Origin of the sequence: Streptomyces sp. NPDC048481, from assembly GCF_043200075.1 — a bacterium.
GTDB lineage: Bacteria > Actinomycetota > Actinomycetes > Streptomycetales > Streptomycetaceae > Streptomyces.
The window spans coordinates 978,386-993,902 of the sequence record NZ_JBICXC010000001.1 but is presented as its reverse complement, the minus strand read 5'-3'; the positions used below and the strand labels follow the sequence as shown (position 1 = coordinate 993,902).

Below are 15,517 nucleotides of genomic sequence, written 5' to 3'. Positions count from 1 at the left end.
AGAGCAGAAGCCGGATCAAGGTCCGGCTTCCGCTCCGCAGCCTAGCCGGATGCGCAAGACCGGGGAGGACGCGCGAAAATCAGCTCCGTGGAAGTCACTTTGCTCGGTACCGGCGCCCCGGCGGGCCTGCCCCGCCCCGACTGTTCCTGCGCCGTGTGCGCGACCTCGCTCGGCGGGCACGCGCGGGCGGCGACCTCGTTGCTCGTGGACGGCGCCCTGTTGCTCGACCTGACGCCGGGTGCGGCGTTCGCGGCCGCGCGGGCCGGGCGTTCGCTGGGCGGGGTGGGCCAGGTCCTGCTGACGCACCCGCACGACGGTCCGCCGGTGGAGGTGCCGGCGGGGCTGCCGCAGCCCGCGCGCGCGTCGGACGGGCGGGACCTGGCCGTGCTGACGGGGCATCGGGTGCGGGCGGTGGCGGTCGACGCTCCGGGCACCGGCTACGCGGTGACGGGCCCGGACGGGCAGCGGCTGCTGTATCTGCCGCCCGGCGGCGCGCCGGCCGGTCTGGAGGAGGGCTCGGAGCCGGCCGAGCGCTACGACATGGTCCTCACGGACGTGGTCGGGCGGCCCGACGGGCTGGCGAAGCTGCGGGCGGTCGGCGCGGTGGGCCCGACCACGGACGTGGTCGCCGTCCATCTGGACCACGACGTGGCGCCGGGCGCGGAACTGCGGCGGCGGCTCGCGGCGGCGGGGGCGCGTGCGGTGCCGGACGGCTCGACGCTGACGGTGGGGGTGTACGAGGACGTGCCCGACGTGCCCCGGCGCACGATGGTGCTGGGCGGCGCCCGGTCGGGGAAGTCGGTGGAGGCCGAGCGGCGGCTGGAGTCCTTCCCCGACGTGCTGTACGTCGCCACCGGGGGCGTCCGGGGCGGTGACGCCGAGTGGGCCTCGCGGGTGGCCGCGCACCGCGAGCGGCGCCCGGGTTCGTGGCGGACGAAGGAGACCTGCGACCTGGCGCCGCTGCTGGCGGAGGAGGGCCCGCCGCTGCTCGTCGACTGTCTGTCGCTGTGGCTGACGGACGCCATGGACGCCGTCGGCGCGTGGGACGACGCGGTGTGGGCGGACGGCGGTGAGCGGGCGCTGCGTTCTCGCGTCGCGGAGTTGGCCGAGGCGGTCCGCTCGACGCGGCGCACGGTGGTCCTGGTGTCCAACGAGGTGGGTTCCGGGATCGTCCCGGCGACGGCGTCCGGCCGGCGGTACCGCGACGAGCTGGGCCGGCTGAACGCTGCGGTCGCGAACGAGTGCGAACAGGTCGTCCTGGTGGTCGCGGGCCAGGCGCTCGTCCTCCGCGGCTGACCCGCCGACCGGCCGCCGGCTGCGGCGTGGGGCGCGAGCCGGCAAGCCGCTCGGCCCGCGCGTGGAGCGCAGCCGGGGGCGTTCAGGGGCGGCGGGCGATGATCCGGCAGGTGTTGGAGAAGCGGGTGCGGCTCAGGGCCGGGGCCAGGAGGTGGTCGAGGGCCGCGGCCGGGGCCGTCAGGGATCCTGCCGCCCGGGGCAGGCGGGTGCGCCGGGCGTAGAGGGCGGTGGCGGCCGCCAGGTCCCGTGGGACGTGGGCGGCGCGGCGGTCGGTGACGACGATCTCGCAGCCGCGTCTTTCCAGTTCGGATCGGAGGTTGGCGGGCGGGATCAGATGGAGGTGGCGGGGCTGGTCGTAGGAGTGCCACCACTTGCCCAGGACCTGCGCGAACGCGCTGGCGGGGTCGGGGACTTCGAGGAGCAGATGGCCCCCCGGCCGCAGGGCCGTCAGCGCCGCCGCCAGCTCCCGGCGCGGGTCGGGGACGTGTTCCAGGTGGTGGAGCATGCTGACCACGTCGTAGCGGCCCCGCACCCGGGCCAGGATCCGAGGGGCCGTCAACTGGCCCACGTGGGCCTCGTCGAGCCGCCCCGCGGCCCTCGCCCGCTCGGCCCTCGGGGTCGGGTCGGTCCCGTCGAAGGCCGTGTAGGCGAACAGCTCCCTGGCCGCCGCGGGGAAGGGCGCGTCGCCCGTGCCGACGTCCAGCCAGCTCTCGGGTTCGCCGAAGCGCAGCATCGTGCGGGCCGTGGCCCGCAGGCGCGCGTGGTCGACGGGCCCGTTCTCCTCGGCGGCGTACAGCTCCAGTCCTTCGGGGGTCAGGCGCGGGTTCTGGAAGGCGTGCGCGCAGTCCTCGCACTCGTCGACGACGAACGTGCCGGGCCGGCGCAGCCGCAGGTCCGGGGCGCGCAGCCGGGTGTGCAGGCGCTTGGAGCCGCACCAGGGGCAGTCGTCGCGGCGCGGCTCGTGGACGGGCCTGAGAGGCATGCGCGGCTCCGGGAGGAGGAGAGGGGGGAGGGAGGGGCGGGAAAGGGGGCGGGGACCAGGTGGGGGGACGAAGGGCTATATGCGGCGAAACGGAACGTATGGGATACCGGTGCGGGGTGCAACGACGTCGCGCCGGTGTGGTGGCGGCGTGACGCCGAACAGTTCGATCGGTGCCGGTACTGTTCGGCGAATGAGCTCGCTTAATCTCGACGACTTCACCGATCTGATCGAGCGCCCCGACGGCGGGACGCGCCGTGACGCGGAGGCGCGCAGGGAGCGTCAGGTCGTGCCGCCCGGATCGCTGGGGCGGCTGGACGACCTGGGTGAGTGGCTGGCGGCGGCGCAGGGCTCGTCGCCGGTGCGGCCCGTCGAGCGGCCGCGGGTGGTGCTGTTCGCCGGCGACCACGGCGTCGCCGGGCTCGACGTCTCCGCCCGGCCCGCGGGCAGCGCCGCGGAGTTGGTGCGGCAGGTGCTGGACGGCGGCCGTCCGGTGTCCGTGCTGGCCCGCCGGCTCGGCGTGCCGGTGCGGGTCGTCGACATGGCGCTGGACTGCGACCCGGAGGCGTTCCCCCCGGACGTCGTACGGCACCGGGTGCGGCGCGGCAGCGGCCGTATCGACGTCGAGGACGCGCTGACGATCGAGGAGGCCGAGGTGGCGTTCCTGGCGGGCGTGGCCGTCGCGGACGAGGAGGCGGACTCCGGCACCGATCTGGTCGTGCTCGGCGACGTGAGCGTGGGCGGGACGACGGCCGCGGGCGTGCTGGTCGCCGCGCTGTGCGGGACCGACGCGTCGGTGGTGACCGGGCGCGGCGGCGAGGCGATCGACGACCTGGCGTGGATGCGCAAGTGCGCCGCCGTCCGGGACGCGCTGCGGCGGGCGCGGCCGGTGCTGGGCGAGCAGTTGCAGCTCCTGGCGACGGTGGGCGGCGCCGACCTGGCGGCCATGACGGGCTTTCTGCTCCAGTGCGCGGTGCGGAAGTTGCCGGTGGTGCTGGACGGGGTCGTGACGGCCGCGTGCGCTCTCGTGGGGCAGCGGATCGCCTTCCGGGCGCCCGACTGGTGGCTGGCCGGTCATCGCAGCGGTGAACCGGGGCAGGCCAAGGCACTCGACCGGATGGCCCTGGAACCGCTGCTTGACCAGGGCGTGAGGGTCGGCGAGGGAGCCGGAGCGCTGCTCGCGCTGCCGCTGGTGCAGGCGGCGGCCGCGCTGGCCGCGGAGCTGCCTGAGCGGCCCGAGAAGGCCGAGAAGGCCGGGGCCGCTGAAACCGTCGAGGCCGCTGAGGCCGTCGGAGCCGCCGGGGCGGCTGGGACCGCCGGGGCGGCCGACGGGAGGTCCGGGGGGCTCGCGGCGGAGTCACCGGCGGAGTAGCACTACGGGCCAAAAGGGACAGGCGGCGGCAAAAGAGCGGTTTCCCGGAAGTGCACCCATATGATCACCGATCATGGGCAACACCCGGGGCGCCGCCGCCTTCGCCGTCTGGTATCTGCGGGCCGTCGCGTTCGTCAACTTCCTCAGTGCGGTGTGGGTCTCCCTGGGGCAGGACGTGCGGCGGCACAACCAGGAGGACCTCTTCACGCCGTACCTGCTCACGGCGGGATTCGCGTCCGGGGCCTTCACCGCGTTCCTGGCCGTCACCATGGGGCGGCGCAAACGGGCCGCGTGGATCCTGAACCTCTGTCTGAGCGGGGCGTTCCTGGGCCTGTTCGCGCCGGCCATGGCCTTCCCGGAGATCCGGGAGCGGCCCCAGAACTGGGTGTCGCTCGCGCTGACCGCCGTCTTCGTCGCCGCGCTGGTCGCCGGGCGGCGCGAGTTCTACGCGAAGGGCGACCGGGCCAACCCCGGACTCGCCGCGGCCGTCGGGGCCGGCGGGCTGCTGGCGGCGTCGCTGACGGCCGCGCTGCTGGTGACGGTCACCGACCGGTCGTCAGCGCCGTCCACGTTCCTCGAACGCTGGCGCTACGGCGCGCTGCGGCTGGTCTCCGTCTCCGCCGACGACCACCGCGCCGCCGGGATCCTCACTCCGACCTGGGTCGACGTCGCCGTCAACATCCTGAGCACGGCGCTCGTCCTGGCCGTCCTGTACGCGGCCTTCCGCTCCCGGCGGGCCGTGGACCCGCTCACCGAGGACGACGAGAAGCGGCTGCGGGAACTGCTCGACCGGCACGGCGAGCGGGACTCGCTGGGGTACTTCGCGCTGCGGCGGGAGAAGAGCGTGCGCTGGTCGCCGACCGGGAAGGCGGCCGTCGCCTACCGCGTGCTGGGCGGGGTGTCGCTGGCCTCCGGGGACCCGCTGGGCGATCCGGAGGCCTGGCCCGGCGCGATCGAGCCGTGGCTCGCCGAGGCGCGGGCGCACGGCTGGATCCCGGCCGTGATGGGGGCGGGCGAGGAGGCCGGGACGGTCTACGCCCGGCACGGGCTGGACGCGCTGGAGCTCGGCGACGAGGCCGTCGTCGACGTCGCCGAGTTCACCCTGGAGGGGCGGGCCATGCGGACTGTCCGGCAGGCCTGCAACCGGGTGCGGCGGGCCGGCTACACGGTGCGCGTCCGCCGCCACGAGGACATTCCGGCCGAGGAGATGGCGGCCCTCGTACGGCGTGCCGACGACTGGCGGGACGGCGCCACCGAGCGCGGCTTCAGCATGGCGCTGGGCCGCCTCGGGGACCCGCGCGACGGGCGCTGCGTGATGCTGGAGTGCGCCGACGCCGGGGGCGAGCTGCGGGCGCTGCTCTCGTTCGTGCCCTGGGGGCCGCACGGCCTGTCCCTGGACCTGATGCGCAGGGACCGCGACTGCGACAACGGACTGATCGAGTTCATGGTCATCGAACTGCTGCGGCAGGCCCGCCTGCCGCGGGACGGCCGGGTGCCGGGCGGGGTCCGGGAGGCCTCGGGGGCCCGCGCGGCCGGACACGGCGGGGAGGCCGGGCACGGCGGGGCGGGGCCGGAGGCCGGGGGGATCCCGGTCACGCAGGTCTCGTTGAACTTCGCCGTGTTCCGCTCCGTGTTCGAGCGGGGCTCGCGGCTCGGCGCAGGGCCGGTGCTCAGGCTGTGGCGGTCGCTGCTCGGCTTCTTCTCGCGCTGGTGGCAGATCGAGTCGCTGTACCGCGCCAACGCGAAGTACCGGCCCGTCTGGGAGCCGAGGTTCCTGCTCTTCGAGAAGAGCGCGGACCTGCCCCGGATCGCCCTCGCGGCGGCAAGGGCGGAGGGGTTCCTGGAGGCGCCGGGGCTGCCGAAGTGGCTGCACCGCAGGCGCCTGGGGACCCGTCGGTGAGGCGGGCCGTCCGCTGGGCCCGGGCCGAGTGGGGGCCGTTGTACGCGGCCGTGCGCGAACCGCGGGCGGCCCGGTGGTGGCGGGCGGCGCCGATGACGCTGGGGGCGGTGTGCCTCACGTCGGCGACCCAGGTGGTGCAGAACCGGCCCTGGGGCTATCAGCCGGTGCAGGACCTCGGGGCGGTGCGGGCCGTCGACCCCCTGTGGCTCGCCCTGCTGCGGACCCCGCTGTCGCTGTTCGTCCCGGCGCTGGACCTGCCGGTGTGGGGCGCGCTGGCACAGGTCCTGCTGGTGTTCGGGATCGCCGAGCTGTGCCTGGGCTGGTGGCGGACCCTCGTCATCGCCTACGCCGCCACCCTCGCCGGGACGCTGTACGCGCGCGTGGGCATCGCGCTCGGTCCGCACGGCCCGCTCGGGCTGCCCGCCTCGGACGCCCTCGTGGTGGACACCGGGCCCTCCGCGGCCGTGGTGGGGCTCGCGGTGTTCCTGGGCTGGCGCTACCGCGCGTACGCGACGGCGGCCGCGGTGATCGTCGCGATGGCCGTCGAGGTGGCCCTGAAGGGCAACCTCGCGGGCAAGGAGCATCTGGCGGCGATCGCGGCCGTCCTGGCGCTGTGCGGGGCCGCTCAGGTCCGCCGCCGTCAGCGCCGCTCGGCGGAACCGGTCAGCTCCGCGTCCGTCTTGCCGCCCAGCCATTCCCCCACCAGCCGGCGCGGGCGGGCCCAGCGCCGGTCGTGACGGTAGGCCCGCAGCGTGGCCCGCGCCCGCGCGCGGGGGCGGCGCCGGTAGAACCTGCGGGCCCAGGGCGAGCCCGGGCGGGCCAGCCGGACGAGGCCGATCAGTCCGACGAAGGGCACGAACACGCTGAAGACGGCCGTCATCACCTTGCCCTTGGTCAGCACGGCCAGCGAGAAGAGGATGTTGACGGCGACCGTCGCGAGGACGCTGCCGCGGTCCTGCAACTCCTCCTGACTCATGTCGTTGACGCCGAACGGCGCGAAGCCCACCAGCAGCAGTCCGCCCAGCGCCGCCGTGAGGACCACGGCCTCCACGCTCTTGCGGCCCGCCTCCGTCCAGTACACGTCGTCCAGGTGCAGGATCAGCGCGAACTCGTCGAGGACCAGCCCGGCCCCGATGCCGAAGACCACCGCGCAGGCGCCCGAGCCGAAGCCGTGCCGCCCGCTGGCCACCGCGCCGAAGCCGCCCGCGACGGTCAGGACGACGCCCGGCACCACGTGGTGGATGTGCACGCCGCCGGAGCTGATGTTGCCGAAGGGACCCTTGCCGGCCCGGATCAGCCGGGTGATGACCCGGGTGATCAGGAAGGTGAGCACGAACGCGGCCAGCGCGAGCAGCAAGGGCAGCTTGCCCGGTTCGACGACGTTGCGGTGCAGCCATGCGCCCATGCCCTCAGTCTCACGGGCGGCAGGGCGGGCTGCCTCGCGGGCGGGGCGTCCGGGCTACGCTGCGGCCGTGTCCACGACCTCGCCCTTCGACGGCCTCCGCTTCGCCTTCGGCACCCTGACCGCGCTGCCGGTCAGGGTGTCCCGCTGGGACCGGGCGGCCGCCCGCGGGGGCATGCTCGCCGCCCCGGCGGTCGGCCTGGTGGTCGGCGGCTGCGCGGCCGGACTCGGACTGCTGCTGCTGCGGCTGGGCGCGAGCCCGCCGCTGGCCGCCGTCGCCTCCGCCGCCGTGCCCGCCGTCCTCACCCGCGGGCTGCATCTGGACGGGCTGGCCGACACCGCGGACGGCCTGGGCAGCGGGAAGCCCGCCGAGGACGCGCTGCGGATCATGAAGCAGTCGGACATCGGCCCCTTCGGCGTGCTCACGCTCGTCCTGGTGCTGCTGGCGCAGGCGGCCGCGCTGGCCCAGCTCTACGGCGCCTCGTGGGCGCTGGGCGCGCTGGGCGCCGTGGTCTCGGCCGTCGCCGCCCGCCTCGCGCTGACCCTGGCCGCCCGCGACGGGGTGCCGCCCGCGCGACCGGAGGGGCTCGGCGCGGCGGTCGCGGGGGTGGTCCCGGTGCGCGGCGCCCTCCTCGCGGCCGGCGCCGTCGCCCTGGCGGCGGCGGGCGCGGGAGCGTGGTGGGGGCCGTACGGGGGCGGCGGCGACGCCGTCGTCCTGATCGGGCCGGCGGAGGCCGCGGGCGGCGCGCCCTTCGAGCCGTACGACGCCATGGGGCCGGTGCTGGCCGTCCTGGCCGCCCTCGTCGCGGCCGAGCTGCTCCTGCGGCACTGCACGCGCCGGTTCGGCGGGGTCACCGGGGACGTCTTCGGCGCTCTGGCGGAGACCGCGGCCACGACCGCCCTGATCGTGCTCTGCCTGGGCCGCTGAAGAGCCTGACCGTGCGTCAGCAGGCCTCGCGCCAGACGCCCAGTTCGTACTTCTTGCGCAGCGAACTCAGCTTCAGGCGGCGGGAGTCGGCGCAGAAGGCACTCGTGGGAAGTTCGTACTCGACATGGAAGACGGCCTTGCCCGCCTCGACGAACGGCGTCAGGTCCGCGCACTCGTCGTACTGGGCGCACTGTTCGTTCACCGCGAAGTCGAAGTCGCCGACGAGGGCGGGGATCTGGTCGAGGTCGTTCTTCAGGCCGACGGCCATGCCGCGCTGATGGGCGAGACGGGCGACGAGGCGGTTGTAGCGCAGCTGGTCGGCGGCCCCGAGGGGGAAGCCGGTGGTGTTGCGGTAGCCGTCCATGTTGTCCGGCTCGACGGCGTCGAACCCCTTGTCGCGGCACATGTCCAGGCGGGCCGCGAGCAGCGGTTCGAGGACGTCCGTCCTGCGGATGTCGAGCCAGCGCTCGCCCTTCCAGCCGTTGCCCTCGCCGATCACCGAGGCGGGGAACCTCTTCGCGTCGGGCCGCCAGTCCTCCCAGGCCCCGGTGGAGAGGTAGCAGACGACCCGGCGGCCGTCGTCGTGCAGGCCGGCCACGGTGGCCGCGTCGTGGTCGAAGCCGTCGATGTCGTAGACCGGCACGTCGACGGAGGTGTCCAGCGGGCCGCTGAGCTGCCACTGCCAGTCGAGGCCGGGAGCCGGCCGCCACCACGCGCCGGCCGTGGCGGCCGTGGCGGACGGGCCGGGGCGCGGACCGTCGTCCGGGGCGGCGGAGCAGCCCGCGAGCAGCAGGGCGAGCAGGGACAGCAGGACGGTCGGTCGTCTCACCGGACGGGCTCCAGGGTGGGCGGCAACGTACCCGGACCATGATCGCCCATGTCCGCGCCGGGCCGTACGGCGACGGCGGCCACCGGACATGGCGGGATCACGGAATGACGGAATGACGGAATGACGGAATGACGGCGGTTCACCCCGCTTCACCCGGACCCCGGGGCGGGAAACGGCGACGACGCCCCGGCGGGTGACCACTCGCGTGCATGAGCGAACGCACCCGCACGCGTACGCTCGTTCCGGGTTCGCCCCGCCGGTCCGCCGCGCCGGTGAGACGCACCCCGGAGCGACCGCGCCCACGGCCCGGATCTAGGGTCGGCCCTGGGCCCGGTCGACCCACACCCTCCGGCCACAGCAACAACACATCGGAAGCGAGATTTCACCACCGTGACTGCTCTCACTCTCAGCACCGCCGCGGCGCCCGGCCTGCGGGCCGACGCGATCGTGATCGGTGTCGCCAAGGGCGCGGCCTCCCCGTCCGGGAACCTGACCGTCGCCCCGGGCGCCGAAGCCGTCGACAAGGCGTTCGACGGCCGGCTCGCCGGCGTTCTGGAGACCCTCGGGGCCTCCGGCTCCGAGGGCGAGGTGACCAAGCTGCCCGCCCCGGCCGGCTTCAAGGCGCCTCTCGTGCTCGCGGTGGGGCTCGGCTCCGAGCCCGAGAAGGACGCCGCCTTCGACGCCGAGGTCCTGCGCCGGGCCGCCGGCGCCGCAGCCCGCACCCTCACCGGCGCCAAGAAGGCCGCCTTCGCCCTGCCGGTGACCGACGCCGCCGATCTCGGCGCGATCGGCGAGGGCGTGGTGCTCGGCGCGTACTCCTTCGACGCCTACAAGCAGACGGCGGCCGCCGACGCCAAGGCCAAGAACGACAAGGCGCCTCTCGCCGAGGCCGTCCTCCTCGGCGGCAAGCCGCGCGACGCCGCCCACAAGGCCGCGCTCGCCCGCGCCGTCGCCGTGGGCGAGGAACTCAACCGCGCCCGCGACCTGATCAACATGCCGCCGAACGACCTCGACCCCCAGGCGTTCGCCGCTCTCGCCCAGACGGCGGCCAAGGAGCACGGCATCAAGATCCAGGTCCTCGACGAGAAGGCTCTCGTCAAGGGCGGCTACGGCGGCATCCTCGGCGTCGGCGCCGGCTCCGCCTCGGCGCCGCGCCTGGTGAAGCTGTCGTACACCTCCTCCAAGGCGAAGAAGCACCTCGCCTTCGTCGGCAAGGGCATCACCTACGACTCGGGCGGCATCTCGCTGAAGCCCGCCGGACACAACGAGACGATGAAGTGCGACATGAGCGGCGCGGCGGCGGTCTTCGCCGCGGTCGTCGCCGCCGCGCGGCTGGGCCTGGAGGTGAACGTCACCGGATGGCTGGCGCTCGCCGAGAACATGCCGTCCGGCTCCGCCACCCGCCCCGGCGACGTGCTGCGCATGTACAGCGGCAAGACCGTCGAGGTCCTCAACACGGACGCCGAGGGCCGGCTGGTCCTCGCGGACGCGCTGTGGGCGGCCTCCGCGGAGAAGCCGGACGCGATCGTCGACGTCGCCACCCTGACGGGAGCGATGATGCTGGCGCTCGGCAGCCGCACCTTCGGGATCATGGCCAACGACGACGCGTTCCGCACGGCGGTGCACGAGGCCGCCGAGGAGGTCGGCGAGCCGGCGTGGCCGATGCCACTGCCCGAGCACCTGCGCAAGGGCATGGACTCCACGGTCGCCGACATCGCGAACATGGGTGAGCGGATGGGCGGCGGGCTGGTGGCCGGCCTCTTCCTGCGCGAGTTCGTGGGCGAGGGCATCACCTGGGCGCACCTGGACATCGCCGGGCCCGCGTTCAACGAGGGCGCCCCGTTCGGGTACACGCCGAAGGGCGGCACGGGCACCGCGGTGCGGACGCTGGTGCGGCTGGCCGAGCTGACCGCCGCCGGCGACCTGGGCTAGTTCCTGCGGAGGGGAGCTGTGCGGCTGATCACTCGGTCGTGTCCGTCGTACCGGCGGGCGCGGGCCGTACGTGGCTGGTCGCGCAGTTCCCCGCGCCCCTGAGCACTCTCCTCACCTCTGTCACAAGGGGGCGTGGGGTGCTCACACCCCGGCCCCGTGTCTCGTCGTGCTCCGACAAGTGCGAGGATGGGGCTCGGCAGGACAGGGCCCCCACCACAGGGCCGAGACTCAGCGGCCGGACACCAGCCGCCGACCGGTCACTGGAGACCGGCGTGGCGCACATGCATGGAGGACGTGACGTGGCGAACGACGCCAGCACCGTTTTCGACCTAGTGATCCTCGGCGGTGGCAGCGGTGGGTACGCCGCGGCCCTGCGCGGGGCGCAGCTGGGCCTGGACGTCGCCCTGATCGAGAAGGACAAGGTCGGCGGCACCTGCCTGCACCGGGGCTGCATCCCCACCAAGGCCCTGCTGCACGCGGGCGAGATCGCCGACCAGGCCCGCGAGAGCGAGCAGTTCGGCGTCAAGGCCACCTTCGAGGGCATCGACGTCCCCGCCGTCCACAAGTACAAGGACGGCGTCATCTCCGGCCTGTACAAGGGCCTCCAGGGACTCATCGCCTCACGCAAGGTGACCTACATCGAGGGTGAGGGCCGCCTGTCCTCCCCGACCTCCGTCGACGTGAACGGGCAGCGCGTCCAGGGCCGCCACGTGCTGCTGGCGACCGGCTCCGTGCCGAAGTCGCTGCCAGGCCTGGAGATCGACGGCGACCGGATCATCTCCTCGGACCACGCCCTCGTCCTGGACCGCGTGCCGAAGTCCGCGATCATCCTGGGCGGCGGCGTCATCGGCGTCGAGTTCGCCTCGGCGTGGAAGTCGTTCGGCGCCGACGTGACGGTCGTCGAGGGCCTCAAGCACCTCGTCCCGGTCGAGGACGAGAACTCCTCCAAGCTCCTCGAGCGCGCGTTCCGCAAGCGCGGCATCAAGTTCAACCTGGGCACCTTCTTCTCCAAGGCCGAGTACACCGCCGACGGCGTCAAGGTCACGCTGGCCGACGGCAAGGAGTTCGAGGCCGAGGTCCTGCTGGTCGCGGTGGGCCGCGGGCCCGTCTCCGCCGGCCTGGGCTACGAGGAGCAGGGCGTCGCGATGGACCGCGGCTACGTCCTGGTCGACGAGTACATGCGCACCAACGTCCCGACGATCTCCGCCGTCGGCGACCTGGTGCCGACGCTCCAGCTCGCGCACGTCGGCTTCGCCGAGGGCATGCTGGTGGCGGAGCGCCTGGCCGGCCTGAAGACCGTCCCGATCGACTACGACGGCGTCCCCCGGGTGACGTACTGCCACCCTGAGGTCGCCTCCGTGGGCATCACCGAGGCCAAGGCCAAGGAGATCTACGGCGCGGACAAGGTCGTCGCTCTGAAGTACAACCTGGCGGGCAACGGCAAGAGCAAGATCCTCAACACCTCGGGCGAGATCAAGCTCGTCCAGGTGAAGGACGGCGCGGTGGTCGGCGTCCACATGGTCGGCGACCGCATGGGCGAGCAGGTCGGCGAAGCCCAGCTGATCTACAACTGGGAGGCGCTGCCGGCCGAGGTCGCGCAGCTCGTCCACGCCCACCCGACGCAGAACGAGGCGCTCGGCGAGGCCCACCTGGCACTGGCGGGCAAGCCGCTGCACTCGCACGACTGACCCTCGGTCGAGACACGTCGAAGCGACGACCCAGACTTCCGCAACTCGTAAGGAGCAACCGAAACCATGGCGGTTTCCGTAACCCTTCCGGCGCTCGGCGAGAGCGTCACCGAGGGCACCGTCACCCGCTGGCTGAAGGCCGAGGGTGAGCGCGTCGAGGCCGACGAGCCCCTGCTCGAGGTGTCGACCGACAAGGTCGACACCGAGATCCCCTCCCCCGCCTCCGGCGTCCTGGCCTCCATCAAGGTCGCCGAGGACGAGACCGTCGAGGTCGGCGCCGAGCTGGCCGTGATCGACGACGGCACCGGCGCCCCGGCCGCCGCCCCGGCCCCGGCCGCCGAGGAGGTCGCTCCGCCGGCCCCCGAGCCGGCCCCGGCCGCCCAGCCCTCCACCGAGCAGGAGGCCCCGGCCCCGGCTCCCACCCCCGAGGCCGCCGCCGGCGGCGGCTCCGCCGAGGGCACGGACGTCGTCCTGCCCGCGCTCGGCGAGTCCGTCACCGAGGGCACCGTCACCCGCTGGCTGAAGTCGGTCGGCGACTCGGTCGAGGCCGACGAGCCGCTGCTCGAGGTCTCCACCGACAAGGTCGACACCGAGATCCCGGCGCCCGCCTCCGGTGTGCTGCTGGAGATCACCGTCGGCGAGGACGAGACCGCCGAGGTCGGCGCCAAGCTGGCCGTCATCGGCGCCCCGGGCGCGGCTCCGGCCGCCGCCCCGGCCCCCGCCGCCCCGGCTCCGGCCCCCGCCGCCGAGGCTCCCGCCCCGGCCGCCCCGGCCCCGGCTCCGGCCGCTCCCGCCCCGGCTCCGGCCGCTCCGGCGCCCACCCCGGCTCCGGCTCCGGCCGCGCAGGCTCCGGCGCCCGCCGCTCCGGCTCCGGTCACCCCGGCTCCCGCCTCCGCCCCGGCCCCGGCCGCGCAGGCGAGCGACGAGGGCGCGTACGTGACCCCGCTGGTGCGCAAGCTCGCCGCGGAGAACGGCGTCGACCTGGGCTCCGTCAAGGGCACCGGCGTCGGCGGCCGCATCCGCAAGCAGGACGTGCTCGCCGCCGCGGAGGCCGCCAAGGCCGCCGCCTCCGCCCCGGCCCCGGCCGCGGCGCCGGCCGCCGCGAAGAAGGCCCCCGCGCTGGAGGCCTCCCCGCTGCGCGGCCAGACCGTGAAGATGCCCCGCATCCGCAAGGTCATCGGCGACAACATGGTCAAGGCGCTGCACGAGCAGGCGCAGCTGTCCTCGGTCGTCGAGGTCGACATCACCCGCCTGATGAAGCTCCGCGCGCAGGCGAAGGACTCCTTCGCCGCCCGTGAGGGCGTCAAGCTGTCCCCGATGCCGTTCTTCGTGAAGGCGGCGGCCCAGGCACTGAAGGCCCACCCGGCCGTCAACGCCCGGATCAACGTGGACGAGGGCACGATCACCTACTTCGACACCGAGAGCATCGGTATCGCGGTGGACTCGGAGAAGGGCTTGATGACCCCGGTCATCAAGCACGCGGGCGACCTGAACATCGCCGGCATCGCGAAGGCCACGGCCGACCTGGCCGGCAAGGTCCGCGCCAACAAGATCACCCCGGACGAGCTGTCCGGCGCGACCTTCACCATCAGCAACACCGGCTCGCGCGGCGCGCTGTTCGACACGATCATCGTGCCGCCGAACCAGGTCGCGATCCTCGGCATCGGCGCGACGGTGAAGCGTCCCGCCGTCATCGAGACGGAGGAGGGCACGGTCATCGGCGTCCGCGACATGACGTACCTGACCCTGTCCTACGACCACCGCCTGGTGGACGGCGCCGACGCGGCCCGCTACCTGACCGCGGTCAAGGCGATCCTGGAGGCCGGCGAGTTCGAGGTCGAGCTCGGCCTCTGACCCCGTCGCTCCAGCAGCGAAGACGCCCCCGCCCGGTCCTCCGGGCGGGGGCGCTCTTGCGCACGTGCCCCGCCGCCCGCCCCGACACGGCGATGAGCGTCCGCCCGACCTGTGCTCGGCCTCTGAGCCGGGCCGGGTCCGACGCGCCCGCAGGGCCGGGAGGCCACCCGTTCCCGCTCGTGTAAGTCTCGTCTCACCTGCGTAAAAGCACCCCCGCGTGCCCTTCTGGAAAGCGCTCACGGCCGTATTGTCTAAACGTCAAACGCCCCCGGGGGCCCGTGCGGCCTCTCCTCAAAGGAGCTCTCATGACCGCGCCCGTCGTCCACTCGCTGCGCGAACAGATCCGCGAGCACATCGTGGAAGGGATCGTCAGCGGGCGCTGGCAGCCGGGCGAGCGGATCGTCGAGCGGCGGATCGCCACCGAGCTGGAGGTCAGCCAGACGCCGGTGCGCGAGGCGCTGCGCGAGCTGGAGTCGCTGCGGCTGATCGAGTCCGCGCCCAACAAGGGCGTCCGGGTGCGCAACCTGACGGCGGCCGACCTGGAGGAGAGCTATCCGGTGCGGGCCGGCCTGGAGGCGATCGCCGCGGAGCTGGCGGCCCGGAAGCTGGCGGAGGACTGCTCGGCGCTCGAACCGCACGTCGCCGCCCTCTACGAGGCCGACCGCGCGTCGGACGGCACCGCCCAGGTGCGGCACACCGTCGGCTTCCACCGGGAGCTGGTGCGGGCGGCCGGGAACTCGGTGCTGCTGCACACCTGGGAGGGCCTCGGCATCGAGGTCTTCACGGCGCTGTCCATCCGCTGGCTCGGGACCGTCCAGCAGTCGTACGCCGAGGAGCACGAGGAGCTGGTGCAGGCGTTCCGGCGGCGGGACCCGCGGATCGCGGAGCTGGTGAAGGCGCACGTTCTGGGCTGCGCGCCCCGCCCCTGACGCAACCGGGACCCGGACCGGGGCCGGCCGTGACCGACCGGAACCGGCCATGACCCACCGGAGTCGGCCATGACCGGCACAGTCGGTCGCTGCCGCACGCAGCCTGCTCCGGGCCCGGCCGGGACGGCGGAGCAGGGCCGACGCAGCCGAGCAGACCGACGCTCACCTGCGAAAACAAGGCGAATTCGCGGCACGGGGTGCCTGACCGAAAGGCACCGCGTGCCTACTTTCTCGTAATCGAGAGTTTTTTCCCATGAACCCTTTGATCGATCATCGATCAGGGAGTTACAGTCACCGACGGGCCGCGCCGCGGAGTCGTACAACGACGCCGTGGCAGACCCTCATGCCCTGTCCTGCCAAAGACCAAGGGCACCCCGAACCCCTACCGATGAGGGAACCCCCTTCGAC

Annotated in this window: 12 protein-coding genes; 9 read left to right on the top strand and 3 right to left on the bottom strand. The window is 74.1% G+C overall.

Going from position 1 to position 15,517, the window contains the following annotated elements:
- The first annotated feature begins 87 nt into the window (after nt 1–87).
- Complete coding sequence (locus ACGFSH_RS04180) at nt 88–1,296, top strand: bifunctional adenosylcobinamide kinase/adenosylcobinamide-phosphate guanylyltransferase (RefSeq protein ID WP_393344777.1); 1,209 nt, start codon at nt 88–90, stop codon at nt 1,294–1,296.
- An 82-nt stretch (nt 1,297–1,378) separates the two neighbouring features.
- Here the strand turns inward: ACGFSH_RS04180 and ACGFSH_RS04175 are convergent, their stop codons facing one another.
- Complete coding sequence (locus ACGFSH_RS04175) at nt 1,379–2,278, bottom strand: class I SAM-dependent methyltransferase (protein ID WP_393344775.1); 900 nt, start codon at nt 2,276–2,278, stop codon at nt 1,379–1,381.
- Nucleotides 2,279–2,468: 190 nt separating this feature from the next.
- Between ACGFSH_RS04175 and cobT the strand changes: the two genes are divergently transcribed.
- The 3 genes from cobT to ACGFSH_RS04160 all read left to right on the top strand — a co-directional run bounded on the left by cobT (nt 2,469) and on the right by ACGFSH_RS04160 (nt 6,284).
- Complete coding sequence (cobT, locus tag ACGFSH_RS04170; protein ID WP_393344773.1) at nt 2,469–3,647, top strand: nicotinate-nucleotide--dimethylbenzimidazole phosphoribosyltransferase; 1,179 nt, start codon at nt 2,469–2,471, stop codon at nt 3,645–3,647.
- 73 nt (nt 3,648–3,720) lie between these two features.
- Nucleotides 3,721–5,547, top strand: a complete 1,827-nt coding sequence (locus tag ACGFSH_RS04165; RefSeq protein WP_393344771.1) for a phosphatidylglycerol lysyltransferase domain-containing protein — start codon at nt 3,721–3,723, stop codon at nt 5,545–5,547.
- A complete protein-coding gene (locus ACGFSH_RS04160) occupies nt 5,544–6,284 on the top strand; it encodes a hypothetical protein (RefSeq protein WP_393344769.1) in 741 nt (246 codons plus the stop codon). The genes ACGFSH_RS04165 and ACGFSH_RS04160 overlap by 4 nt, the downstream gene beginning before the upstream one ends.
- Here ACGFSH_RS04160 and ACGFSH_RS04155 read toward each other — a convergent pair.
- The gene (locus ACGFSH_RS04155; protein ID WP_393344767.1) at nt 6,188–6,952 is read right to left on the bottom strand and encodes a hypothetical protein; all 765 of its coding nucleotides are present in this window, start codon (nt 6,950–6,952) and stop codon (nt 6,188–6,190) included. The genes ACGFSH_RS04160 and ACGFSH_RS04155 overlap by 97 nt on opposite strands.
- Nucleotides 6,953–7,019: 67 nt before the next feature.
- Here ACGFSH_RS04155 and ACGFSH_RS04150 point away from each other — a divergent pair, with 67 nt between their 5' ends.
- Nucleotides 7,020–7,877 (top strand): adenosylcobinamide-GDP ribazoletransferase, encoded by an 858-nt coding sequence (locus ACGFSH_RS04150; RefSeq protein WP_393344765.1) that lies wholly within the window; start codon nt 7,020–7,022, stop codon nt 7,875–7,877.
- 16 nt (nt 7,878–7,893) lie between these two features.
- Here ACGFSH_RS04150 and ACGFSH_RS04145 read toward each other — a convergent pair whose 3' ends face one another.
- Nucleotides 7,894–8,706: an endo alpha-1,4 polygalactosaminidase gene (locus ACGFSH_RS04145; RefSeq protein ID WP_393344763.1), complete on the bottom strand. Its 813-nt coding sequence runs from the start codon at nt 8,704–8,706 to the stop codon at nt 7,894–7,896.
- Nucleotides 8,707–9,096: 390 nt separating this feature from the next.
- On the opposite strand from ACGFSH_RS04145, the gene ACGFSH_RS04140 reads away from it, so the two are divergent.
- The 4 genes from ACGFSH_RS04140 to ACGFSH_RS04125 all read left to right on the top strand — a co-directional run bounded on the left by ACGFSH_RS04140 (nt 9,097) and on the right by ACGFSH_RS04125 (nt 15,109).
- Nucleotides 9,097–10,638: a leucyl aminopeptidase gene (locus ACGFSH_RS04140; protein WP_393344761.1), complete on the top strand. Its 1,542-nt coding sequence runs from the start codon at nt 9,097–9,099 to the stop codon at nt 10,636–10,638.
- Between the two features lie 299 nt (nt 10,639–10,937).
- Nucleotides 10,938–12,326 (top strand): dihydrolipoyl dehydrogenase, encoded by a 1,389-nt coding sequence (lpdA, locus tag ACGFSH_RS04135; RefSeq protein ID WP_393344760.1) that lies wholly within the window; start codon nt 10,938–10,940, stop codon nt 12,324–12,326.
- 66 nt (nt 12,327–12,392) lie between these two features.
- Nucleotides 12,393–14,180 carry a 2-oxoglutarate dehydrogenase, E2 component, dihydrolipoamide succinyltransferase gene (gene sucB, locus ACGFSH_RS04130; protein ID WP_393344758.1) on the top strand — a complete coding sequence of 596 codons (1,788 nt, stop codon included), beginning with the start codon at nt 12,393–12,395 and terminating at the stop codon, nt 14,178–14,180.
- 305 nt (nt 14,181–14,485) lie between these two features.
- The gene (locus tag ACGFSH_RS04125) at nt 14,486–15,109 is read left to right on the top strand and encodes a GntR family transcriptional regulator (RefSeq protein ID WP_393344756.1); all 624 of its coding nucleotides are present in this window, start codon (nt 14,486–14,488) and stop codon (nt 15,107–15,109) included.
- Nucleotides 15,110–15,517: the final 408 nt, after the last annotated feature.